We start from the raw sequence: 24,529 nt of genomic DNA, 5'->3' as shown, positions 1-24,529 counted from the left end.
GGTTGGTTTCAACCGTGATAGGCAGCAACGGTCTTCAGCGTTGTGAAACCGTAGAGCGCCTCGAAGCCCTTCTCGCGGCCATGGCCCGATTTGCCCATGCCGCCAAAGGGAAGCTCGACACCGCCTCCGGCACCGTAATTGTTGATGAAAACCTGACCGCTGCGGATTTTCCGGGCAAGTCGCATCTGACGTGCGCCGTCGCGGCTCCAGACACTTGCCACGAGGCCGTAATCTGTTCCGTTGGCAATGGCCACCGCCTCGTCCTCGTCATCGAATGGAATAATTACCTGCACCGGTCCGAAAATCTCGTCCCTGGCAAGGACGTGCTTGGGATCGACGCCGGCGAAGAGTGTCGGCTTGACGTAATTTCCACCTTCCGGAGCGTCGTTCAGGACACCTTCGGCCACTCTTTCCAGATCGGCACCACGGTCAAGAAAACTGGAGACAATGGCCTGCTGCTTGGCCGAGATCAGCGGACCTACATCAAGATCAGACAGGGCCGGACCGACTTGCAGCACGGCATATCGCTCAGACATCTTTTCAACCACCTGATCATGAATGAATCGGTGCACGAGAATGCGTGAGGAAGCCGAACAGGTTTGTCCGGCGTTCTGGATGCCGGCATTCACGAGGAACGGCAGGGCAGCATCCAGATCCGCGTCATCGAAAACAAGCTGCGGCGACTTCCCGCCGAGCTCCAGCGTCACCGGCACGACATTGCGTGCCGCCGCCATCTGGACTTGTACTCCGGTCGCAACCGAACCGGTGAAGCTGACATGGTGGACGCCCGGATGCGCCGACAAGGCTGCTCCTGCCTCAGAGCCCAATCCTGGAACGACGTTGAGAACACCATCGGGAAGCCCGGCCTCCCGAGCAAGATCTGCAAAGGCGAGTGCAGTCAAACAGGCATCTTCCGCGGGTTTCAGAACGCAGGCGTTTCCTGTCGCCAGAGCAGCTCCGACCGACCGGCCGATGATCTGCATAGGATAGTTCCACGGAACGATATGTCCGGTTACACCGTGAGGCTCACGTAGAGTATAAACCGTGTAGCCATCGAGATAGGGAATGGTTTCCCCATGCAGCTTGTCGGCCGCTCCACCATAAAACTCCAGGTAACGGGCGAGCGCGATCGCATCCGCCCGCGCCTGTTTCAATGGCTTGCCGACATCCCGTGCTTCTATGTGTGCCAGATCTTCCAAACGCTCTTCGACCAGCCGGCGCAGTCTGAAGAGGAACCGCCCGCGCTCAACCGCCGTTGTCCTGCCCCATTCACCGCGCCAGGCAGCATCTGCCGCGGCAACCGCCGCATCAATATCATCTGCGGTCCCGCGCGCAATCGAACCGATGCGCTCTCCGGTCGACGGATCCTGTAGCGGCAATTGCTCACCGCTCGAAGGCGCTACCCAGCGACCATTGATCAGGCATTTAGCCGGATCAAACCAGAGATCCAGAGAGTGGGTCATGCGCTTTTCCTTCTGCAATATCGCCCGGCAGGACCGGAGCGGCTGCGACCAGTTGCCTGGTATATTCGTGTTGGGGATTGTCGAAGACGTCCTCAGTTGGACCCTGTTCAACGATTTGGCCTGCTTTCATGACAAGCACCCGTTCGGTGATCGACCGGACCACGCTCAGGTCATGGCTGATGAAGAGATAGGTCAGACCAAGCCTGTCGCTCAGGTCCGCCAGGAGGTCCAGCACCTGGGCCCTGACTGACACGTCCAGCGCCGAGACAGCTTCATCCAGAATAATCAGGTCAGGCTTGATGATCAGCGCCCGTGCGATCGCTATCCGCTGCCGTTGCCCACCGCTGAACTCGTGGATGTATTTGTACCGGTCAGCGTCCTTCAGGCCTACGCTGTTCAGTGCTTCGGCAATCGCCCGGTCGCGATCCTCCCCCTTCGGAGGATGGTCCAACAGGTGATACGGCTCGGTGATCAGACGCTCTACCTTCCAGCGCGGATTGAAGCTTCCATAGGGATCCTGAAAGACGACCTGCATGCGGCGGCGTACCGCCTTGTTGGCATGATGATTGGTAAAGACCGGTTGCCCGTCGAACAGGATCTCACCGCCCTGCACCTCCTCCAGTCCGAGAATGGCACGGGTCAGCGTGGACTTGCCGCAGCCCGATTCTCCGACAAGGCCCAGACTTTCACCGCGCATGATCTGGAAACTGACATCGTTTACCGCCCGGAATTGCGAAGTTGATCCCCACAGACCATAAGAATGACTGACATATTCACGCACCACACCGCGAACCTGCAGCAATGCGTCAGGTCTGGAATGACCGGCTCTTTCGGGTACATGGCCGGATGCCTCGAGCAAAGCTCGCGAATACGGATGCTGCATGTTTCGGAAGAGGGTGTCGGCCGGTCCGCTCTCGACCACTTCCCCCTGTCGCATGATCACCAGATCATCGGCCAGATCCGCGACCACCGCGAGGTCGTGGCTGATCAGCATCAACCCGATACCCTCCTCGGCGACAAGCTTCTTCAGCAGCTTCAGGATCTGTGCCTGCGTGGTGACATCCAGGGCCGTTGTCGGCTCGTCGGCGATCAGAAGCTTTGGGCGAAGTGCAATCGCCATTGCGATCACGACCCGTTGGCGCTGTCCCCCCGAAAGCTCATGGGGATAGCGTGACAGGGGGAACCGGTCCTGAGGCAGCTCGGCCCGTCTGAGGGCCTCGGCAGCCCGTCTCCTGGCTTCGGCCTTTGAAACCTTCTCATGGATCAAAATGGTTTCAGCGACCTGTGCCCCGATCGTCTTGAGTGGATTGAGCGCGGTCATGGGCTCCTGAAACACCATGCCAACGTCCTTGCCCCGGATGTCGCACATCTGTGCTTCGTTCAGGGACAGGACGCTCCTGCCGGAAAGCAGGATTTCTCCCTTGCAGTCTGTACCGTTTGGAAGCAACTGCATGACGCTGAAAGCTGTTATCGACTTGCCGGATCCACTTTCTCCGATGACACCCAGAACCCGGCCAGGCTCCAGCTTCATGGACACGTCTTTCAGGATGGGCTGACCATGAATGGAAAGGCTCAGTCCATTTATCTTCAGAAGGCTCACGCGCGCGCCCTCCTCAGCTTTGGATCGAGAACATCACGCAGGCCATCCCCCAACAGGTTCAAACCGAGCACGGTCAACAGGATGGCAAGGCCGGGAAAGAGCGCCAGATGCGGGGCGAACGATATCATCGTCTGACTGTCTGCCAGCATCCGCCCCCAGCTGGCGACCGGAGGTTGGGCGCCCAGACCGACATAGCTCAGACCCGCTTCGGCCAGAATGCCGAGTGAGAACTGGATCGTTCCTTGTACGATGAGCAGGTTGGCGACATTCGGCAGGATGTGTTCCAGCGAAATACGCGCAGGTCCCTTGCCCGCGACCCGAGCGGCCATGATGTAGTCCCTGCTCCAGAGAGACAGTGCCGCCCCGCGCGTCAGGCGAGCGAAAACCGGAATGTTGAAGATCCCGATGGCAATGATTGCATTGAGCGCCGATGCACCAAAAACAGCGGTGATCATCACCGCGATCAGGAGGCTCGGAAAGGCGAACACCAGATCGTTCATCCGCATGATGACTTCATCCAGAAGACCGCCTTTGCGTGCCGCCGCTGCAAGTCCGAGCGGCACTCCCGCCAGCATGCCGATCCCGACGGCAACGAGCGCAACCGCAATCGAAGTCCTGGCACCAACCATGATCATGCTGAGGATGTCGCGCCCGAATTGATCCGTACCGAACGGATGCGCCCAGCTCGGAGATTTGATTTTGTTGGCAATGTCCAGAACGGTTGTGTCGTAGGGAACCCAGAAAAGACTGACGATCGCCGCTCCGGAAAAAATGACGGTCAGGATTGCGCCGGGCAGCAGGGTTCGACTGTGAAGCAGCAAACTCATTTATCGCCGCCCCCGCAGACGCGGATCAACCCACGCATAAGCCAGATCGACCGCAAAATTGACCACGATGACAGCGAAGACAAGCAACATCACCACGCTTTCGACCACGATGAGGTCCCGGGCGCTGATTGCCTGAAACACCAGGCGCCCAAGGCCCGGAAGGTAGAAGACATTTTCGATGATGATGGCACCTGCCAGCAGAAACGAGAATTGAAGCCCCATGATCGTCAGGACGGGAATAAGGGCGTTTCGCAAGGCATGGCGCCACATCGCCTGCCCCTTGTTCAGGCCCTTTGCCCGCGCCGTGCGAATGAAATCCTCGTTCAATGTGTCGAGAAGACTGGACCGCATCACGCGGGTAAGGATGCTGGCCTGAGGCAGGGCCAGTGCGATGGCAGGAAGAGTAAGCGACTTCATTCCGGCAAAGAACCCTGCGTCCCAGCCGGCAAAACCGCCCGCCGAAAACCAGCGAAGGTTGATGGCGAAGACCAGCACCATCAGCATTGCGAACCAGAAGTTCGGGATCGCTACACCCAGCTGGGTTATCCCCATGACGCCTGCATCAACATAGGTGCCGCGCCTCGATGCCGCCCAGATCCCGGCAGGAAACGCAATCAGGGAGCTCAGGGTCAGGGCATAGAGTGCCAACGGCAGGGAGACCCACAGGCGGTCACCTATCATTTCTGAAACGGGTGTCCTGTAGGTATAGGAAATCCCGAAATCGCCGGTCAGAAGACCTCCTGCCCAGGAGACGTATCGCTCCACAATTGAACCGTTGAGGCCCAACTGCTCCCGCAGCGCATTGAGCGTGTCCTCCTGCGCATTGAGGCCAAGCATGTAGGCGGCAGGATCTCCCGGCACGACTTCCAGAGCCAGAAAGATCACCACGGACGCGGCAACGAGGCTCAACGCCAGAGACAGCAAACGTTTCAAGAAGTACCGCAGCATGAACCTGTCACACGCCCACCGGCTGTTAGTTCCCGATGGAAGAAGAGAGAAAAGGAAAGCGGAAGAAAGGCACCCGCGAGACCGCGGATGCCTGATCGATTGATGGTTCAGTCTTCCCAGTAGACCCCAGTGAGATCAGTCGCCTGTGTGGGTTGATTTTCCCAAAGTCCCTTGACCTTCGCATTGGCAACCGTCGGGAAAGCCAGCTGGAACAGGTAGCCATTGACATAATCATTGGAGATCATTTCCTGGGCCTGCTTCAGGAGGTCAGATCTTTTTTCCGGATCATTTTCCTTGGTCAGATCTTCAAAAAGCTTCTGAAAGTCGGCGCTGTCATACTGGAAGTAGTAATCCGGCCGGGCATAGATGCCGATGTCCATGGGCTCGGTATGACTGACGATCGTCAGGCCGAAATCCTTGCCTTTGAACACCTGTTCCAGCCACTGCGCCCACTCAAGATTGGAGATCTCGGTTTCAATGCCGACGGCCCGAAGTTGAGCGGCAATGATTTCTCCGCCCCGGCGCGCGTAAGACGGCGGCGGCAGCTTCAAGGTGGTCTTGAACCCATCCGCGTATCCTGCCTCGGCAAGAAGCTTCTTCGACAGCTCCGGATCATAGGCGCTGTTGGCAGTCAGATCGACATAGTCTGGATTATGCGGAGCAAAATGCGTTCCGATAGGCGTCCCGTACCCGAACATTGCACCGTCGATGATTGCCTGCCGATCGATTGCATGGGCAATCGCCTTGCGCACATTCAGATTGTCAAGCGGCGGCAGCTTGTTGTTGGTGGAGAGTATGGTTTCTCCTTCCGTCGACCCCACAAGCACCTGGAAACGAGGATCGGCCTCGAACTGCGGCAGGTTTTCCGGCGCGGGGAAACCGACAAAGGCATTCACGTCTTCCGCCATGACAGCCGCAAAGGCCGCCGTCGGATCGGAAATGAACTTGAACGTCGCCTTGTCGAGCTTGGCCGGCTCGCCCCAGTAATCGGCATTCCTTTCCAGTTCGATCCGGTCACCCTGTACCCAGTTGGAGAACTTGAACGCCCCTGTACCAATTGGCCTGCTCTTGATATCGGTGATGGTTTCCGGTGCTACGATGACCGCATCACCCCAGGCCATGTTGAACAGGAAACTACCATTTGGAGCCGACAGGGTGACCTTGACTGTAAGCGGGTCGACAACCTCAACGCTTTCGATCCCGGAAAACAGGGCCTTCTGCGCATTGGCACTGTCGTCTGCACGCGCCCGGTCGAGACTGAATTTCACGTCATCCGACGTCAGGTCCGTGCCATCATGGAATTTGACATCGGGACGCAGCTTGAACGTATAGGTCTTGCCGTCTTCAGAAATGGTCCAGCTTTCCGCCAGTCCGGGATTAACAGAGCCGTCCGGGCCGAAGCGGGTCAGCCCCTCGAAAACATTGGAATAAAGCACGGAGTCGATCGCACCGGCAGCCGCGCTCGTCGGGTCCAGATGCGGCGGCTCCAACTGCATCGCAACCACAATATCGCTCTTGGCATGTGCCAGACCGATGCTTGCGGTCAGCGCCAGAATGCTGATCAGTCCACTCCCAAACTTTCTCAAACGCATAGCTCTCCCCATCTGTCGATGCCGCTTGTTTACGGCTTTACCAATAACTCGATCAAAGAACGGCCCATTACCTTGGCAGAATCGAGCATATCTTCCACGCCCACATATTCATCAGGTTTGTGCGCCAGATCCAGAATACCCGGACCATAAGCGATACAATTCTTCAATTTGCCGATCCGGTCGATATGTTTTTGGTCATAAGTTCCTGGGCTGACAACATATTCTGCCTGCTTGCCCATGGTTTCCTCAATGGCCTTGGCAACGGTCTTCACCACCGGAGCCTTCTTGTCGGTCATTGTCGGCAACACCCGGTGAAGTTCACGCACATCGTAGCGGAAATCCTCCCGTCGTTCCTCCACGGTCTTCAGAACCTGAAATACCTCTTCCTGGACCTCATCAATATCTTCCTCAAGCAGGAAGCGCCTGTCGATCACCATCCGGCAGCTGTCGGGAACGCAAGGGCTGGGCAGACCGGTAAAGTCGGCATCGCCTTCAGCCTGCCCACCGTGGATCGAGTTGATATTGAGCGTCGATTGGCGCGCGCCTTCAGGAACGACCGGCATGTCCGTTCGTTTTTCTGCCAGAGCCGGAAAAAGGCTCTTTTCCATTTCCTCGACAACAGCCCCCATGTGCCGGACCGCACAGTCCCCCAGGAACGGCATGGAGCCGTGCGCGATTTCTCCGAAAGTTTCAACTTCGGCCCACCACACACCGCGATGACCCAGACAGATGCGGTCCTTGTTAAGTGGCTCCGGGATAATGACATGATGAACGCGCTCAGGATCGAAATAACCTTTCTGCGCCAGATAGGCGACGCCGCCGTAGCCACCGGATTCTTCATCGGCCGTGCCGCTGATCTCGATTGCTCCGGTAAAATCCGGATGAACCGCCAAAAAGGCTTCGGCTGCAATGATGCTGGCGGCAAGTCCGCCTTTCATGTCGCACGCACCGCGACCGTAGATCTTGCCGTCGACAAGCTCGCCGCCGAACGGGTCCTTCGTCCAGCCGTGTCCCACATCGACCACATCGATATGACTGTTGAAATGAACGCACTCGCCGGCGTGCTTGCCGTCTCTGCGAGCCACAATGTTCCAGCGGGGATATTTCTCGCAGTCACCAGGAGTTCCATGGGCACGGATCAACTCGATTTCAAACCCGCTCCGCCTAAGTCGCTTGTCCAGATATTCGCAGATTTCCCGGTAATTCTCGCCTGGAGGATTGAGCGTTGGAATACGCAAGAGCTCCTGCGTCAATACAATCAGATCGTCGCGCCTGGCGTCGATCTCCCGGATCATCTTGTCTGTCTGCGGCATTCTGCTTGTTCCCTGGAGCGTTCCGCATTCTTTCGGTGCGGATTGAAGGCCTTTGGTCCAACGAGGCCGGAAGTACTGAGCGCGCACCTTTGCCAGCTAATCACCATGGCAAATTTGTCGATAACTATGCTACCGTCTTTCTACGGTGCCAACACCGTAGGAACACGGTGACAAATGAACGACCTTGAGCAACTTGCTTTCGACAATGCCCCCATGGGTCTCGCCCTGACGGAAAACCGCATCATCAGAACTTGCAATGAAACCTTTGCGCAGATGTTTGACTACAGGAAAGAAGAGCTTATCGGTCAGAGCTTCAGGCTGCTTTATGGATCCGACCAGGAGTTTCACGACATCAGGGACATCGGCCTGGAGCCCTTGCGCAAGTCCCTGCCCTACACAGACGAGCGCCTGATGCGCCGGTCGGACGGGTCAATGATCTGGTGCAGGTTTCGCGCTCGCACCCTCACGCCCGAAGCACCGCTGTCCCGCATCGTTTTGAGCTTCGCCCTGATCGAAAACACCGTCAGCGGTCCCCAACTCACCCCGCGCGAACGCGAGGTTCTGCTCTACCTCTCGAAAGGGCAAACCAGCAAGGAAATCGCCCGCGCCCTCGCCCTGTCTCCCAGAACCATCGAAGACGTCAGGGCCCGGCTACTCAAAAAATTCCAGGTCAAGAACGTCGCCGTCCTTCTGGCTCGCCTTTCCGGTCACCAAACCGGAAAGGCGCAGCGCTGACGCCTCGATGGGCGTAGTCCTAGATCGACCTGCCCGGCGTCAGCCCATTCACCTTTTCAATGATCGACTCAGCATCAATGCCGAAATGGCTGTAGAGGTCGCCAATAGTGCCTGTCTGCCCGAAATGCTCTACACCAAGCGGGATGGTCTGGTGTCCGCCGACACTGCCGAGCCAGGCAAGGGTGGCCGGGTGCCCGTCAATGACGGTGACCAATTTGCAATGTGTCGGCAGATCCGTCATCAGGCGTTCGATATGTGAAACCGCGCCCCTGTTGCCACGCGAACGGGCGCGCTGGGCCGCAGTCCAGCCAGCATTGAGACGGTCTGCGGATGTGACCGCCAGAACACCTACATCGCGCCGGTTTCCGGCCAGCCGACCTGCAGCCTTGATTGCCCCCGGCGCCACAACCCCCTGATATGCAATGACAATTTCACAATTCGGACCGGGTTTACGCAACCAGTAAGCACCATCGATGGCTCCCTGGCGAAAGTCTTCGTCCGCTCGCTTGACCGGCTGTTCTATCGGGTTTGTGGACAGGCGCAGGTAAACGGAACCTCCAGTTTCATCACGCAGCCAGGTTCGCTCATCCGGGTCTCCTTCACCATCGCGCTGCAGATAGTCGAACGCCCATTCCATGATCACCGCAAGTTCGTCAGCGAAGGCCGGTTCGAAGGCAGCAAGTCCGTCCTGGCTCATGCCGATCAGCGGCGTTCCGATGGACTGGTGTGCGCCACCCTCTGGTGCCAGCGTTGTGCCTGACGGTGTTCCGACGATCATGAACCGCGCATCCTGATAACAGGCATAGTTCAACGCATCGAGACCGCGGCAGACAAACGGATCATAGACGGTTCCGATTGGAATAAGCCGTTCCCCTAAGAGGGAATGCGACAGTCCCGCGGCGGCAAGCAACAGAAACAGGTTCATTTCAGCGATGCCGAGCTCGATATGCTGTCCTTCCGGTGTGAACTCCCATTTCGCGGTCGACGGAATGCGATGTTCGATAAAGGCATCAGCCATGGCCGTGCGCGCGAACAGTTTGCGGCGATTGACCCACGGGCCGAGATTGGTGGTGCCTGTCACATCCGGAGACGTCGTGACGATGCGCTCCGCCAGTTTACTCTCTCCCTTGGACAGATCGTCAAGAACCTTGCCAAACGCCATCTGGGTCGAGATATCCCGATCGGACTGCACCTCAATCGATGGCACATCGATGCGGGCATCCGAGCAACGGCGCGCGCCCTTGGAAAAGAAGGGCACCTCATTCAGAAATACCTTCAGAGCTTCGACATCTTCGACCGTCGCAAAAGGCTCCCATTCCTCTCCGTCTCTTACGCCCATATGCTTTTGCCATTCGGCCATCTGGGTCTTGTTCATCAATCCGCCGTGGTTGTCCTTGTGACCAGCAATTGGCGTGCCCCAGCCCTTGATCGTATAGGCAAGGAAACAGGTCGGGCGGTCGTGATCGATCGCGGCAAAGGCTTCAGCCATCGTCTCGGTACAGTTGCCGCCGAGATTCTCCATCAATTCGGCCAGTTCCTCGTCACTGCGCCTGTCGATCAGTGCTGTCACGTCACCCTGGTCACCAAGGTCATCCATCAGGCGTTTGCGCCAGACAGCTCCGCCCATGAATGTGAGCGCCGAGTACTCCTGGTTGGAACAATCATCGATCCACTGACGCAGTCGCTCACCGCCCGGCTCCTCGAAGGCCGCCCGCTGAATAGCTCCATATTTGACGCGCACAACGTCCCAGCCGAAGGCGTCAAAGATCTTCTCGACCCGGTCGAACAGACCTTCCCGGACAATGCCATCAAGGGACTGCCGATTATAATCAATGATCCACCAGCAATTTCTCAGGTCGTTTTTCCAGCCTTCCTGAAGAGCTTCGTAGACGTTGCCTTCATCCAGCTCCGCATCGCCCACAAGAGCGATCATGCGCCCCAGCGGGCGGTCCGATGACCAGCGCTTGGCATCGATATAATCCTGGACTAGCGAGGCAAAGGACGTGATCGCGACGCCAAGCCCGACTGACCCGGTGGAAAAATCGACGTCGTCGATATCCTTTGTCCGGGACGGATAGGATTGAACCCCGCCGAAACCACGGAAATTTTCCATCTTCTCACGGGTCTGATTTCCCATCAGATACTGGATTGCGTGAAAGACCGGTGACGCATGCGGCTTCACCGCAACCCGGTCTTCCGGCCGCAGCACCGAAAAATAGAGCGCAGTCATGATTGACACCATTGAAGCCGAACTCGCCTGGTGTCCGCCGATCTTGATGTCATCCACTTTCGGTCGAACATGATTGGCGTGATGGATCATCCAATGCGACAGCCAAAGCAGTCTTTTTTCAATTGTCTTGAGATGTTCGACGCTCATCGTGAAGCCCCTGTAGATCCAACGCTTTCGCTCAATTTAACGACCGCAAGGAATGGATTCCTTGCTATTTCGTACTCTCTTTGGCTAAATTTTAGTGATTTCCGCCAAGAGAAAGAAAAATTATGGCCAATTCCACCAACATGGACGCATTCGATATTCAGATCCTGCGAGAATTGAGGATTGATGGCCGCATCTCTCTTCAGGAACTGTCCGAGCGCGTCGGCCTCAGCCCGACCCCGGTTTCCCGCCGTCTTAGGCATTTGGAAGATCGCGGCATCATAACCGGCTACAGCGCGTTGATTGACGAGGTGGCACTTGGATACGAAGTTTCGGTCTTTGTTTCCGTTCAGCTCGACAAGCAGATCGATATCACACTGGATCAGTTTGAAGATGCCATTCAGGCGTTTCCGGAAGTCGTGGATTGCTGGCTCATGACCGGCAACCGCGACTATCTTCTGCGCGTGGCAACCACCGGGCTGGCGGCCTTCGAAACATTCCTGACCGGAAAGCTGACCAAGGTGCCCGGCGTTGCCAATATCGAGAGCTCAATTCCCCTGAGACGGGTCAAATCCGGTGTCGCGCGAACACCTTAGGCTGCTGCGGCAACCGGCTTTTGTGGCATTGCCCGCGCAAGGTCCTCAAGAATGTCGTCCACATCCTCAAGGCCAACCGAGAGCCTGACCAGGCCGTCACTGATACCGTGCGCGGCGCGTTCCTCAGGTGTATAGGTAGAGTGCGTCATGGAAGCGGGATGCTGAATCAGCGTTTCCGCATCCCCCAGTGAAACCGCCCGCTGGATCATCTGCAAGGCGTTCATCATGTCGATGCCAGCCTGAAGTCCGCCCTCGAGCTCAAACGCGATCATTCCGCCCGGCTGCGCCATCTGACGCTTTGCCAGATCATGTTGTTCGTAACTTTGAAGGCCCGGGTAATAGACCTTTGAAACGGCAGCATGTGCTTCCAGCCATTCAGCAACCTTCTGCCCCGAAGAACAGTGCCGGTCCATGCGCAGTGCCAGTGTTTTCAGCCCCCGCAGGATCAAAAGCGCGTTGAAGGGAGCCATCACCGCACCGGTCATGTCCTTCATTCCGACAAGTCGGATTTCGGCAATCTGTTCCGCACGACCGACAACCAGACCTGCCACCACGTCGCCGTGACCTCCAAGATACTTGGTTGCCGAATGCAGAACGATATCGGCGCCCAACTCGATTGGCCGGGTCAGGTACGGCGTCGCGTAGGTGTTGTCGACAACGACAGTCGCTCCGCTTTCGTGTGCAATCTCGGAGATCCGGGCAATATCGACCAGACGCATATTCGGGTTGGCCGGCGTCTCGAAATAAACCACCCGGGTCTTGTCCGAGATTGCCGAGCGCAGGTTCTCGGGATTGGTCATGTCCACATGGGATATCGTGACGCCGAACTTCGCCAATCCGTGGCGCATGTAGGCAAATGTGCAGCCATAGAGCGTTTCATCAACGATGATTTCATCGCCGGGGCTGACCAGCGTCCAGAATGTCGACGTGATCGCTCCCATGCCTGAGGACAAGGCAAGACCGGCTTCCGCGCCTTCCAGCTCTGCGATCCGGCGCTCCAGAAGGTCGAGGGTCGGGTTGGAGATCCGGCTGTAGATGTGGCCTTCCCGCTCACCGGCAAACATCTCGCCACCGGCTTCCGCCGTGTCGAAAACGAAGGTCGAAGTCAGATGCATCGGTGGCGTCAGCGCCCCTTCGTTCTTCATCGGTTCATAAGCGTGGTGAATGGCGCGGCTGGCAAAACCCTTGACCTGACTCATGGCTGTCTCCTTCAGTTCCATTTGAAGCAATATGCCCGAAATCAGAAGGGGATAGATTTCAAATTCTATCATGTTTATGCTCGAAATTAGCAGTATCTGCCAATGAGCAAGAAAATGGATGCAAAAGACCGCCAGATCATTCGGGCCCTGCAGCAGGACGGACGGATGACCAATCAGGACCTCGCAGACAGCGTGAACCTGTCCCCGTCTCCCTGCCTCAGGCGATTGCGCAATCTGGAAGCCTCAGGCGCTATTCGGGGGTTTGCAGTTGATGTCGACCCGGAGGCCTATGGGCTTCCGATCACGGTTTTCGTGCGCATCCGGCTGGAACGGCACAACGAGGAAGATGTCCGCAACTTCGAGAGCAGGGTACAGACCATTGACGAGGTACTGGAATGTCACGTGCTGACCGGCGCGATGGACTACCAGCTTCGTGTCGTCGTTTCCGGATTGGATGCCTACGAGGATTTCATTCGAAATCGCATCCATCCGATTGGCGGAATTGCATCCATCGACACAAGCTTTGTCTATGGAACCGTCAAGAAGACAGCTGTCTTCCCAGCGCTGGACTGACATTGCCAGCGCTGGAACCATGTCTTGAAAATTGTCACGGTCAGGCCGCGAGCCGAACACCGTCCGATGAGAAAAGATGAGCCTTTTCAAGGTCCAGCGCAATGTTTACAGGGTCGCCGACATTCAAGGGAAAGTGCCCGTGCTGGCGAACCAGAACCTGGCCCACACCAGGAACGTTGGCATGAACGTTCGTGTCCGATCCGAGATGTTCAACCAGCTCGGCAAAACCACTCATATGGGCATTTTCTTCCGGTACAATATCGAGGTGCTCCGGACGGACGCCCAGTTCGTGAGCCTGCTTCTGTCCTGATGCCGTCCCGGTCTTCAGAACAGTGCCGTCCTTCAAGCGAACTCCACCCTCGGCCTGATCGACGCTCAGGATGTTCATGGTGGGCGAGCCGATGAACTGTGCAACGAACTTGTTGGAAGGGCGCTCGTAAAGATCCAGTGGCGTACCCACTTGCTGAATATCCCCGGCGTTGAGAACAACGATCCGGTCTGCGAGGGTCAGCGCCTCCACCTGATCGTGGGTCACGTAGATCATTGTTGCATTAAGCCTCTGGTGCAGGCGGGCAATTTCCAGACGCATTTCCACTCTGAGCGCAGCATCCAGATTGGATAGCGGCTCATCGAACAGGAAGGCGCTCGGGTCACGGACAATGGCCCGCCCCATGGCAACCCGTTGTCTCTGCCCACCGGAAAGGGCCCGCGGCAGCCGCTCCGTCAACGACTTAAGTCCGAGCGTCCTGGCAGCCTCGGCAACCTTGGACACCCTTTCTTCCTTGTGAGCTTTGCGGATCTCCAGCGAGAAACCCATATTTCGCGCGACATCCATATGCGGATAGAGCGCATACGACTGGAACACCATCGCCATGTCCCGGTCGCGCGGCGGGATTTCGTTCATGCGCGTGCCATCGATCATGAAATCACCGCCGGTGATCGGCTCCAATCCCGCAATCATCCGCAACAAGGTGGACTTGCCGCAGCCGGACGGTCCGACCAGAACGATGAACTCGCCGTCTTCGATGGTGAGGTTGATGTCACGCATGACTTCGACGGAGCCGTAAGCCTTTGCAATATTGCTCAGTTCGATCCGTGCCATTGAACTAGCCTTTCACGGCACCAGAGGTGAGCCCCTGGACCAGATACCGTTGAATGAAGATGAAGAAGAGACAGGAGGGCACGAGCGCAAGCACGCCGGCCGCCATCATCTGTCCCCAGTCGACGGAAAATTTCGAAACGAATGTGAGCAACCCGACGGGGAATGTCATCGTGTCGTTCGAGTTGATCAGCATCAGCGCAAACAGAAGCTCGCTCCACGCAGCGGTGAATATGAAGCCCAGCGTCGCCCCAAGTCCGGGAAGGGTCAGCGGAAGAATGATCTTGCGCAGGGCTTCAAACCGGGTGCAGCCATCGATCATGCCGGCCTCTTCAAGGTCCTTGGGAATGCCGTCGAAAAAGGACTGCATCAGGAAGGTCGCGAACGGAATGTTGAAGGCGGTGTAGACGATGATCAGGCTGGTCAGTGAATTCAAGAGGCCCAGCGCCGCAACGATCTTGTAGATCGGCGCAATGATCATCAGCAAAGGGAACATCTGGGTGATCAGCATGATCGCGATCACAAGACGCTTGCCGTAGAAATCGAAGCGCGAGAAGGCATAGCCTGCCGCCGCCGCGATGCAGGTGGTGATAGCGGCCGTTCCTATCGACACGACGAGACTGTTGCGGAAATAGGCGAGAAAGTCCGTCTGCAGAAGCACGGTCTGAAAGTTCTCAAACGTGAACCTGCTGGGAAACAATGCAGTGCCTTCGGAAAAGATAAGCTTGTCCGGTGTGATCGCAATCTTGGCCAACCAATAGAGGGGAAACAGTGCGAACAGCACATAGAAGCCCAGCGCCAGATATTTTCCGGTCACCATCCAGGGCGAACTTTGTCGAAGAGTTCTCATGATAGCCCTCAGATCTTGACGAGCTTGCGTCGCAGTACGAGCAGGATTGCCGCGTAGATCAGCAACAGTCCAAGCAGGGCGACCGCAATGGCCGATGCGTAGCCGAAGTCCAGCTTCCGGAAGGCCGTCGTGAAGATGTAGGTGGACAGGATCTGTGTCGAATTGGCGGGCCCTCCACCGGTCATGACAAAGATCAGGTCCGCGAAGTTGGCAATCCAGATTGTGCGCAACATCACGGTGATGGCGATCATCGGCGCCAGAAACGGCAGGGTTATCTTTGTGAACATCTGCCAGGGACTCGCGCCATCGATTTCGGCAGCTTCATAAAGCTCACCCGGAATGGACTGCAGCGCGGCAAGAAGAGTGATCGCAAAAAACGGAATTCCGAACCAGACATTGGCCGTGATCGGTCCCCACATTGCGAGGTTCGGATCACCCAGAATGTTGAACGGCTCGGAGAGAATGCCAAGTGCGGCAAGCCAGTGTGGCAAGGGGCCGATGGTCGGATTGAAGAGCCAAGCCCAGGTCAGCGCCGACAGGAATGTCGGAACCGCCCACGGTAGGAAAACGAGGGCCTGGACCAGCCGCTTGCCATAAAAGTGGGTGTTCAGCAACAGTGCCAGACCGAGTCCCAGAAAGAACTGGAAGGTAATGGACCCGACAGTCCACCAGAAGGTATTGGTCAGCGCGAGCCAGAATTTCCTGTCGCTCCACAGCGCCTGGAAATTCTCAAGCCCGACCCAGCCCGACTGGAAAGGCCGCAACAGGTTAACGGACTGAAAGGCATAGGAAATCCCGATGGCAAGCGGCACAAGCATCACAAGTGCAATCAGGATGATCGCCGGGGACAGGTAGAGATAAGGCTCCACCATGTAGCGGAAGTAAAAGGAGCCGCGCGCCCGGGTTTCCCCGGACGCGCTGTCAGCTATTGCTGTCATTGTGACTTTTTCCAGCGTGCATATTCTTCGGTCAGGAACTCTGCCCACTGATCGGCGACTTCCTGAGCGCTAACCTGACCCAGAAGAGCTTCCTGGCTGGATTCCAGAGCAATGGAATCTGCAAAGTAACCGAACTGTTCCAGATAGGTCGGCATGACCGTCGGGATGTACTGGTCGCCATTGAGGGTTTCGAACCAACCGGCAAACTGATCGGTTTTGAAATGCGGATCCTGTTCTGCACCTTCGTGGATCGGAATGACCCCAACGCGCTTCGCCCAGGTCTTGTTGGCTTCTGGGTTCGAAAGATGCGCAATCAGCTTCCAGGAAAGGTCCTCGTCCTTGGTGCTGTCGAACATTGCCCATCCGGCAAATCCGATGGTTGGGAAGGCTTTTCCACCAGGTCCGACCGGCATCGGCACGACGGCAAAGTCATCTGCGTCCATGCGCTCAGCAACGGCAATCAGCGCATCCGGATCCTGATCCAGGAACGCACAGGTACCGGAATAGAAACCGGCCACGATTTCGTTGAAGCCCCAGCTGACGGAGTCCTTCGGAGCATAGCCCTTTTGGTAAAGATCGATCAGGAACTGAATACCTTCAACGGACCCTGGCTGATTGAGCGTGCTCTTGCCATTTTCATCGAAGAACGTGTTGTCGCCATTCATGGTCGCGGCCATCATGATCCACCCGTTCAGGCCGCCCGGACCACCACGCAGGCAATAACCGTACTTTCCGTCGAGTTCGGAAACCGCCTTGGAAGCCGCCATGAACTCTTCCATGGTTTTCGGAGGTGCTTCCACGCCCGCTTCTTCAAGCAGTTTCTTGTTGTAGAACAACGCACGCAGATAGAAGCCGTACGGGATCATCCGCGCGGTTTCGCCATCCGTCTGACGCCCCATGTCGAGCGTCTTCTGGGTCAGCGTTTTGCCGTGTTCCCAGTTGGCAATCTTGTCGTTCAGATCGACAAGCTTGTCCTTGTAGATCCCTGCCCAACGGTCAGGCATTTCCACGACATCCGGTATATCGCCACCGGCGACCATGGTTGCGAACTTTTCGAACGCCTGTCCCCACGGAAGCGAGACGATCTCGACTTCCGTTCCCGGATTTGCAGCTTCGAACTCGTCAACCAGCCCCTGCAGGACCTGGGTGCGCTCCGGGCTGGTGATCACTTCAACCAGCTTCAGAGTTTCAGCATGTGCTGCAGTTGTTGCCATTACGGCGATTGCGCTAATTGCGCCAAGTAACTTCCTCATAATCTCCTCCACTTTCCCTGATGTGTTTTTCGGTACGCCTTATTTTCAAATGACGCTTTGAGTGAGGGCCTGCTCAAAATCGGCCCAAAGATCGTTTGGATCCTCCAATCCAAGACTGAGACGCACGATCCGCCCCGAAACCCCGAAGCGCTGCAGAGAGTTCTGCTCGCCAGACTGGTTGAGAGCGATCTGTGTCGGCAGCAACAGGCTTTCAAAGCCTCCCCAGCTGACACCGAGCCGGAAAAGCTTCAGGGCGTCTGCAAAACGGGGAATGTCGACGGTCTCATCGAATTCAATCGACAGAAGGCCGGAGCGCCCGGTGAGACCCGGCACGGTATTGGGCCCGGGTGACATCACTTTCCGAACCAGCTCATTCTGCGAGAGCCTGTCGATGAATGTGTTTGCTGTCTCCTGGTGCTGTCGCATGCGCACCCCAAGGGTTCGCAGTCCTCTGGTCAGCAAGAATGCTTCGAACGGCGCAAGCTTTCCGCCGAGAAGGGAGAGCGACAGATCCCGGATCCGATCGATCAACTCTGATCTTGAGATCACGATGCCTGCGACTGTGTCCGAATGTCCTGACAGGTACTTCGACGCTGAATGAAGAACGATGTCGATCCCCAGCGACAGCGGGCGTTGAAAGACCGGCGTCGCCCAGGAATTGTCGATCACCGTCAAGGTTCCGTGCCTCTTGGCGTGAGCGGCAACCTTCGGCAAATCCATGGCCTGGAAAACGACCGTGTTCGGGCTCTCCAGGTAGGCCAGCTTCACACCTTCGAGCAGGTCCGGATTGTCTTCGAATTGCTCAATCGAGTGATAGCTGATGTCAACGCCAAACGGCCGCAGCAAACGCTCAAACAGACGATAGGCATCCGGATAAACATGCTCGACACAGGCGATCCGGTCACCCGGTCGGACAAGCGCAAGCACCGTCGAAGAAATTGCCGCCATGCCGGAGGCAAACCCGACAGCGGCTTCACCCTCTTCGGCTTCGGCCACCATTTTCTCCAGCACGGCAACGGTCGGGTTCTGTACGCGTGTGTAGAGAGGGTCACCTGATCGACCGGCCATCCGGTCTTCAAACGCCTGATAATTGTCAAAGGAAAACAAAGATGTCTGCACGATCGGCGGCACAACAGCCCCGCCGAAACCGGTTGCCGCGGCCGCCAGCAAAGTGTCCATCGAAAATCCGTCCGAGAAATGATCAGCCATTGTGTTCCTCGGCAATTTCCTGTGTTTCGGCACACACCATGTCGATGATCTTGGTTACAAGCTCGGCTGCCTTGTCTTCATCTCCAGCGATGATGGCGTCTGCCAACGGGCGGTGGAGCGGAATTGTTTGCTGGCCGAGATGGGGTTTGCCGAACGGCGTTTCATATATGTCGTGAAAGCACTTCAGAATCTGATCGATGAACTGCTGGAACAATGCGTTGCCGGTGGCTTCGTGAATGGAGTCGTGAAACCGGCGATCGGCCTCTCGCCAGTCCTCACCGGCTTCATAGACCGCAATCAGTTCAGCCGCGCGGGCGTTGATGATCCTGCGTTGCTCGTCAGTCGCAAGACGTGTCGCATACCGAACCGCCTCAACTTCCAGCGGGCGCCTGACCTGCTGCATGCGCAACAGGCTTTCAGCCTCATGCTTGATCGTGAGCGCAACTCTCAGCGTGTTTCTGGAGACCTCCGCGGTCAGTCTGGTTCCCGCCCCTTTGTTGCGGCTGACCACCCCCATGCTTTCCCAGGTCTTCAAAGTCTCGCGAATTGTCGAACGCCCGAAACCCAGACGACGTACGAGCTCCAACTCCGGCGGCAGTCGGTCACCGACCTTTAGCCCCTCCTCCTCGATCAACTTGATGAGGGCATGCGGGACGTCACGAGGCTCTTCGATCACCTCCGCGTCAGGAGCGAGACTTTTCTGCTGTGATTTTTCCGGCATGGACCGAGTTCGACCTTTCCTGTAGCTGCGAAAACCTTATCACTTTGTCAGACAATGTAAACATTATGTCTGACATAATTTTCTGAATGCAAAATCCTCTCGTTAGCTATTGTTTTTATTTATCTTTTTGAAATGCCGGCATGACATCAGAACCAAGAGACTGACAAAAACATGGAGATACGAACTCACAACGGCATGACCTGAAGGAGTTAAATTCGGCGCGTAAACATGTAAAAACGGGAATGATTTCTGGGCCTGATTCCGGAACGACAGCAAGGTTGGCACTCCCTCCCAGCGATCGCCTGCGAATCGTCTGATGAACTGGGAAGAAGCCGACGGCAACATTGCAAATCGAGACCAGAAAGCAGGCAAGCGCCGTACCAGGAAAAGGCATCGATTTCGGCTGAATTTGGTAGAAAATTGAAGAAAAAAGAGTGCCTTCAATATCCTCTTTTGGCGCCGAAAATGGTATTCTGATTTCAGATTGCTGGATGTTGCTTGATTTCCTTATCCCATACTTTACGGGACTTTAGAGAAATGCAGCCGGCGAGGTGAGGAAAGCGCCATGCTGGAGCTTTGGAAAAGCTGGCGAGCCAGACGAGCCGCCGTTACCACTATAAGACCGCTGGTGGAGCGTACGCGTTTCGTCAACGGACACATAACCGATGATCGCTGGATGGACGCGTATATGGTTGGATTCCTGACCATGCTGATTACGCTCATCGCCCAGCGGCGTGTCCATTCAATCGGATCGGACGCACTGGGCAATGTTCAGGCAGATGCCTGGCAGGACATTACAGGTCTTCCCGGTGAGCTTGTCGGCGAAGAAGCCTGCCTGTTGAGCGCAAATGGCCATCGGGATTTCATGCGAGGCTGCGAAAACGCTGGGAAACTGGAAACAGCGCTGACGACCCAGGGAGGGTTTCAGTGGTTCAGCTCCGGACATTCTGATTTCGACGTCACCGCAACCAGCAGTGAGCCTCGTCAAATGATCGATGACAACGATATTCGTGCCCTCTGGTCGGAATACTTCGAACGCCCCCTCCTCAGCATTACACATCCGGAAGTGCGCCAGGAAAGCTGGTATCACTAGAGTAACGGAACAATGCACCACGCAGGTCGCCGGGCTTCCATCCGCAGTCAGCGGTGACTAAACGTGTTGGCATGAAGCGCCAGCCAATCGCCTGCCATATCAATCTTGGTTTGGAACTGTATTTCCAAGATCTCGACAGGTGAGAGCGGCTCCTCGCCCCAAACCGTCCTGAAGAGCCATTGCGCTTCGTGAAAGCTCTGAAACAAAGTTTATGACTTGTCGCGTTGAAACCTGTGTTTTCAGGCAGCGACAGGTGAATCAGTTTCTTCTCGAAGAGCTGTGATTGATATGACCGCCCTGTCTTCCCGCAAGCCCTCACGCCACCAAACACGCCCACGAATGCCGGAGGCAGGCACCTCCGGCATTCCTCTTCGACTTAGATTTCACGGAACGCCCGTGACATGGAATCCTGAATTGGCTTGGTCAGGTATTCAAAGAAGGTACGATCGGAGGTCGTGATAAAGACTTCCGCGGGCATACCCGGCGTCGGAGTGAAGTTCTGAACAATTTCTCGCGCTGACGGATCGAGACGGATACGGGCGACATAGGCATCCTCGGATCCGGTCTGCTTTGTCGATGAAATGTCATTCGGCAACGCATCAGCGGAAATGTAAATAACCGTCCCCTCAACCATCGGGGTAACGCGCTGGCTCAATGCGGTCAGGCGAATGGTTGCCCGCTGGCCACTGCGCACATTGTCAATATCCTGCGGGCGGACTGGAACCTCGATCAGCAGCTCTTCTTGAAGCGGCACGATTTCAAGGATATTCTTGCCCGCCTCAATAACACCACCGGAAGTGTGGTAACCCAGCTTCACGACAATGCCCTTTACCGGCGCGGTAATGTTGACGCGGTTCACGACGGCGCGTGCGGAACGAACGCGTTCACGCACATCGTCGAGCTCGGAATGAACTTCGTGCATCTGATCGACGGCCTGCTTGATTGCCGTATTCCGGGCAACCTGGATCTGCTCGCGAATGCGCGAAATCCGCTCCCGGGCATCGCCGATTTCACCCGTCAAACGGCCGATTTCTCCGTGCAGGTTTGCCTTTGCCCGGCGCAAGGCGAGAAGTTCCGGCTTGCGGATCAGTCCGCTCTTCAGCAGCGCCGACTTGTCGACCAGCTCTTCGTCGATCAGTGCCAACTGGTCCTTGACCGCCTGAAGCTGCACTGTGCTGCCGGTAATCCGCTCCTGCAGTGCGTTGATGCCGTCTTCCAGGGTTGCAATTTCGCTGACCAACGTGTTCCGCCGGGCCTGGAAAGTCAGGCTCTGCGCGTCAATGATCGCAGCCACTTCACTATCGTTCTCGCGCTGACCGACAATCGCCTCGGGCATACCGATTTCCGTTTCCCAGTTCATTTCAGCCTGGAAACGTGCCTCCATTGCTTTCAGTCGCGTGAAGCGCAATTCAAGGCGCCGCAACTCGGCGCGAGGCGCAACATCGTCCAGGACGATCAGGGTCTGACCCGGCTCGACACGGTCCCCCTCCCGCACTTTGATGTCCTTGATCACCCCGCCTTCGAAATGCTGGACGATCTTGTTTTCGCCTGTCGCCACGAACACACCGGAGGCAACGACCGCACCGGTTATGGGAGCGGCATTGGCCCAGATTCCGAAACCGAAGACGCATGCTCCAAGCAGACTGTATCCAAACAACTTCACACGGCCGTTTGTCTTAGCAATCTGACGGTCCCAATCTTCGCACATAGCCAGATAGGACATGACTTCAACACTCCTGCATCTGCAAACCACATAGTCGGACTATGTGAAATTCAACCGTGCTTACTGCGGCGGTAAGCTGTTGTTGTTGTTTTCAATCGCGCCGCTGTTATTTCCCTTACGCAATACTTTCAGCATCTCGTCGCGCGGACCGAAGGCATGAACAGTGCCTTCCTTCAACATCATGATCCGGTCGACATTCTTGAGCAGGCTGGGACGTTGCGTGATCGCAATCACGGTGATCTCTTTCGACTTGGCGCGTGTCAGCGCCCGGGCGAGAGCACGTTCACCGGGAACGTCGAGATTGGAATTGGGCTCATCCAGAACAACCATTCGTGGATTGCCGAAAAACGCCCTGGCAAGCCCGATGCGCTGTTTCTGGCCACCGGACAACGGCGCACCATCGACACCAATCTGCGTTTCGTAACCAGCAGCGAATTGGGAAATCATCTCATGGACATCCGCAGTTTCCGCTGCTTCGAAGATCTGGTCGTCATCGGCATCTTCGCGCATGCGCGCGATATTGGCCTTGATGGTCGCCGGGAACAGTTGAACGTCCTGCGGCAGATAGCCAACGCTTTCGCCGAACTGACGCGGATCCCAATTGCGAAGATCCATATGGTCCAGCCGGACGCTGCCCGCTGTTGGAACGATCGATCCGACCAGCATGCGACCAAGCGTGGATTTGCCCGATCCTGAAGCACCGACGATTGCGAGCGACTCGCCCGGCTCAAGGTGGAAGGAAATACCGTTCAGGATAACTTTTTTGGTGGGCGGCGGCACATAGAGAATGCGCTCGACGGTCACCCGCCCCTTGGCGCGCGGTAACCGCAAGCGCTCCAGGTTCAAAGGTGAATTGAGCAGCAATGTGCGAATGCGCGCATACGCAGAACGCGCCTGGATGAACCCGCGCCACCCTTCGATGGCACCTTCTATCGGTGCAAGGGCACGGCTACCGACGATGGAGGCCGCGATGAGCATCCCGCCAGTCAGTTCATTGTTCAGTGCCAGCCACGCACCCCAACCAAGCAGAGCAATCTGGGTGCACAACCTGACAAACTTCGAGATGGCGGACATCATCACGTTGCGGTCCTGGGCAAGAACCTGAGCCCTCAGAGACTCCAGTGTTTCCTTGCCCCAGATCTGCACACCTTCAGGGATCATGCCCATGGCGTTGATCACCTGGGCGTTGCGCGACATTGCATCCGCCTGCAAGTTGGCCCTCATGCCGTAAGCATTTGCCTGACCGAAGGGAACGGCGGTCACCTTCTGGTTGATAAGTGCGATGATCAGCAGCGTGAGACCTGTGCAGGTGACGATGTAGCCCAGCTGCGGGTGAATGAGGTAAACCGCGAGCATATAGAGCGGAATCACCGGGATATCGAACATGTTCAACAGCACCGGCCCGGTAATGAAACTGCGCATCTGCTGCAGATCACCGAGCGTCTGATACTCGCGGTTCGAACCGTTCTGAGAGGCCTTGGCTGCAGCACTGAGCACCGACGGCCCAAGCCTGGTTTCCGTTTCAACTGCGATACGCATCAAAATGAGACGGCGCGCCATATCCAGCAGAACATGAACCAGCAGGAAACCGGCCACCAACACCGACAACATCACCAGCGTATCCAGGCTGCGGCTGGTCAGGACCCGGTCCGAAATCTGGAACAGATAGATCGGGATAGCCAGAAGCAGAGCGTTCACGAAGAAGGAGAAGATACCGACAGTAATCAGGCTGCGCCGGCACCGAGAAAGACCTTTGGTAAGAACTTCGCGGAAGTTCTGGTCGTAGTGGCGTTTTCCCAAATTGGAGTCCGACGAGGAGCCGCCACCACCGGATCCGCCACCACCGCCACCGCCGCCGCCGCGGCCTTTGTCGCCACCGGTACCGTTTCCTCCGCCGGCATCAGCCTTTCGCGCAGATGGCAAACGTTTCTTGGTGCTCTCATCCGGCATTACGGGAGGGACATTCGGGGCCGGCCGGTCCTTGGCAGGTTTCGGTTCAATGCGGGCTTCGGGCTCAACCTCCGGGGCCTTTGCTTCCACTTCGATCTGCGGCGCCGCTTTTGTTCCATCGATAGCTTCGCCTTCGACCAGGCGAAGCTTCGGAGCAGGTTCCTCGCGCTCACCTTCCGGGGTAATCGTTATCTCCTTTGGAGAAGAAGCGGCAACCGAAGCAAAGGAAGAGGAACTGCCAGGCACTGCAAATGCAAGATTGCTGAAATTGGCAGGCCCAGCGGAGGCAGCCAAGCCGGCTGCGGAAACCTGTTCCTGCTCGACCGTATTGAGATTGGCCGCAGTCGTGGACGCTGGAACAGTCTCGGAGGGGGCCGTCTCAACGGTTTGCTTGGAGCTGATTTGCCCGATCGTCGATCGGATCGAAGGATACTGGTCAACAAATGAAGACGGATCGGTGACTTCGGGCGGCA

The 24,529-nt window shown here is 56.8% G+C and carries 20 protein-coding genes; 4 read left to right on the top strand and 16 right to left on the bottom strand.

Translation table 11 applies throughout. From position 1 onward, the window contains the following. Positions 1-8: 8 nt before the first annotated feature. The 6 genes from ABLO27_RS22840 to ABLO27_RS22815 form a co-directional block, all read right to left on the bottom strand. Positions 9-1,463, bottom strand: coding sequence for an aldehyde dehydrogenase family protein (locus ABLO27_RS22840; RefSeq protein ID WP_353036028.1), 1,455 nt, complete (start codon positions 1,461-1,463; stop codon positions 9-11). Beyond that, complete coding sequence (locus ABLO27_RS22835) at positions 1,435-3,063, bottom strand: ABC transporter ATP-binding protein (protein WP_353036027.1); 1,629 nt, start codon at positions 3,061-3,063, stop codon at positions 1,435-1,437. Before ABLO27_RS22835 ends, ABLO27_RS22840 begins: the two co-directional genes overlap by 29 nt. Then, entirely contained in the window at positions 3,060-3,890 is an 831-nt protein-coding gene (locus ABLO27_RS22830) for an ABC transporter permease (protein WP_353036025.1), read from the bottom strand. The genes ABLO27_RS22835 and ABLO27_RS22830 overlap by 4 nt, the downstream gene beginning before the upstream one ends. After that, on the bottom strand, positions 3,891-4,838 hold the full coding sequence (locus ABLO27_RS22825; RefSeq protein ID WP_353036023.1) for an ABC transporter permease: 948 nt from the start codon (positions 4,836-4,838) through the stop codon (positions 3,891-3,893). Positions 4,839-4,945: 107 nt separating this feature from the next. Then, positions 4,946-6,430 carry an ABC transporter substrate-binding protein gene (locus ABLO27_RS22820; RefSeq protein WP_353036021.1) on the bottom strand — a complete coding sequence of 495 codons (1,485 nt, stop codon included), beginning with the start codon at positions 6,428-6,430 and terminating at the stop codon, positions 4,946-4,948. Positions 6,431-6,459: 29 nt separating this feature from the next. After that, positions 6,460-7,743, bottom strand: a complete 1,284-nt coding sequence (locus ABLO27_RS22815) for an acetylornithine deacetylase/succinyl-diaminopimelate desuccinylase family protein (RefSeq protein WP_353036020.1) — start codon at positions 7,741-7,743, stop codon at positions 6,460-6,462. Between the two features lie 174 nt (positions 7,744-7,917). On the opposite strand from ABLO27_RS22815, the gene ABLO27_RS22810 reads away from it, so the two are divergent. Continuing rightward, complete coding sequence (locus ABLO27_RS22810) at positions 7,918-8,478, top strand: PAS and helix-turn-helix domain-containing protein (RefSeq protein WP_353036018.1); 561 nt, start codon at positions 7,918-7,920, stop codon at positions 8,476-8,478. Between the two features lie 19 nt (positions 8,479-8,497). Here ABLO27_RS22810 and ABLO27_RS22805 read toward each other — a convergent pair whose 3' ends face one another. Beyond that, entirely contained in the window at positions 8,498-10,855 is a 2,358-nt protein-coding gene (locus ABLO27_RS22805) for a 1-deoxy-D-xylulose-5-phosphate synthase N-terminal domain-containing protein (protein WP_353036016.1), read from the bottom strand. A 122-nt stretch (positions 10,856-10,977) separates the two neighbouring features. Here ABLO27_RS22805 and ABLO27_RS22800 point away from each other — a divergent pair, with 122 nt between their 5' ends. Further along, complete coding sequence (locus ABLO27_RS22800) at positions 10,978-11,448, top strand: Lrp/AsnC family transcriptional regulator (protein ID WP_353036014.1); 471 nt, start codon at positions 10,978-10,980, stop codon at positions 11,446-11,448. Here ABLO27_RS22800 and ABLO27_RS22795 read toward each other — a convergent pair. Continuing rightward, the gene (locus ABLO27_RS22795) at positions 11,445-12,647 is read right to left on the bottom strand and encodes a methionine gamma-lyase (RefSeq protein ID WP_353036013.1); all 1,203 of its coding nucleotides are present in this window, start codon (positions 12,645-12,647) and stop codon (positions 11,445-11,447) included. The two genes, ABLO27_RS22800 and ABLO27_RS22795, sit on opposite strands and share 4 nt — an antisense overlap. A gap of 114 nt (positions 12,648-12,761) precedes the next feature. Between ABLO27_RS22795 and ABLO27_RS22790 the strand changes: the two genes are divergently transcribed. Then, positions 12,762-13,220, top strand: coding sequence for an Lrp/AsnC family transcriptional regulator (locus ABLO27_RS22790; RefSeq protein ID WP_353036066.1), 459 nt, complete (start codon positions 12,762-12,764; stop codon positions 13,218-13,220). 40 nt (positions 13,221-13,260) lie between these two features. Here the strand turns inward: ABLO27_RS22790 and ABLO27_RS22785 are convergent, their stop codons facing one another. From ABLO27_RS22785 to ABLO27_RS22760, 6 genes are read right to left on the bottom strand one after another with little or no spacing between them, the layout of a single operon-like run. Then, positions 13,261-14,322 carry an ABC transporter ATP-binding protein gene (locus tag ABLO27_RS22785; RefSeq protein WP_353036011.1) on the bottom strand — a complete coding sequence of 354 codons (1,062 nt, stop codon included), beginning with the start codon at positions 14,320-14,322 and terminating at the stop codon, positions 13,261-13,263. A gap of 4 nt (positions 14,323-14,326) precedes the next feature. After that, entirely contained in the window at positions 14,327-15,169 is an 843-nt protein-coding gene (locus ABLO27_RS22780) for a carbohydrate ABC transporter permease (protein ID WP_353036009.1), read from the bottom strand. Between the two features lie 8 nt (positions 15,170-15,177). Continuing rightward, positions 15,178-16,107: a carbohydrate ABC transporter permease gene (locus tag ABLO27_RS22775; RefSeq protein ID WP_417714823.1), complete on the bottom strand. Its 930-nt coding sequence runs from the start codon at positions 16,105-16,107 to the stop codon at positions 15,178-15,180. Beyond that, positions 16,104-17,360 (bottom strand): ABC transporter substrate-binding protein, encoded by a 1,257-nt coding sequence (locus tag ABLO27_RS22770; protein WP_353036008.1) that lies wholly within the window; start codon positions 17,358-17,360, stop codon positions 16,104-16,106. Before ABLO27_RS22770 ends, ABLO27_RS22775 begins: the two co-directional genes overlap by 4 nt. 45 nt (positions 17,361-17,405) lie before the next feature. Beyond that, entirely contained in the window at positions 17,406-18,569 is a 1,164-nt protein-coding gene (locus ABLO27_RS22765) for an aminotransferase class I/II-fold pyridoxal phosphate-dependent enzyme (protein WP_353036006.1), read from the bottom strand. After that, entirely contained in the window at positions 18,562-19,290 is a 729-nt protein-coding gene (locus tag ABLO27_RS22760) for a FadR/GntR family transcriptional regulator (protein WP_353036004.1), read from the bottom strand. The genes ABLO27_RS22765 and ABLO27_RS22760 overlap by 8 nt, the downstream gene beginning before the upstream one ends. A gap of 565 nt (positions 19,291-19,855) precedes the next feature. Here ABLO27_RS22760 and ABLO27_RS22755 point away from each other — a divergent pair. Next, the gene (locus ABLO27_RS22755) at positions 19,856-20,383 is read left to right on the top strand and encodes a hypothetical protein (RefSeq protein WP_353036002.1); all 528 of its coding nucleotides are present in this window, start codon (positions 19,856-19,858) and stop codon (positions 20,381-20,383) included. A gap of 376 nt (positions 20,384-20,759) precedes the next feature. On the opposite strand, the gene ABLO27_RS22750 is transcribed toward ABLO27_RS22755, so the two are convergent. Together ABLO27_RS22750 and ABLO27_RS22745 are read right to left on the bottom strand one after the other, a co-directional pair. Further along, positions 20,760-22,106, bottom strand: coding sequence for an HlyD family type I secretion periplasmic adaptor subunit (locus ABLO27_RS22750; protein ID WP_353036000.1), 1,347 nt, complete (start codon positions 22,104-22,106; stop codon positions 20,760-20,762). A 60-nt stretch (positions 22,107-22,166) separates the two neighbouring features. Further along, the gene (locus ABLO27_RS22745) at positions 22,167-24,056 is read right to left on the bottom strand and encodes a type I secretion system permease/ATPase (RefSeq protein ID WP_353036062.1); all 1,890 of its coding nucleotides are present in this window, start codon (positions 24,054-24,056) and stop codon (positions 22,167-22,169) included. Positions 24,057-24,529: the final 473 nt, after the last annotated feature.

Origin of the sequence: Roseibium sp. SCP15 (assembly GCF_040329435.1) — a bacterium.
Classification (GTDB): Bacteria; Pseudomonadota; Alphaproteobacteria; order Rhizobiales; family Stappiaceae; genus Roseibium.
This window is presented reverse-complemented; position numbering and strand designations above follow the sequence as displayed.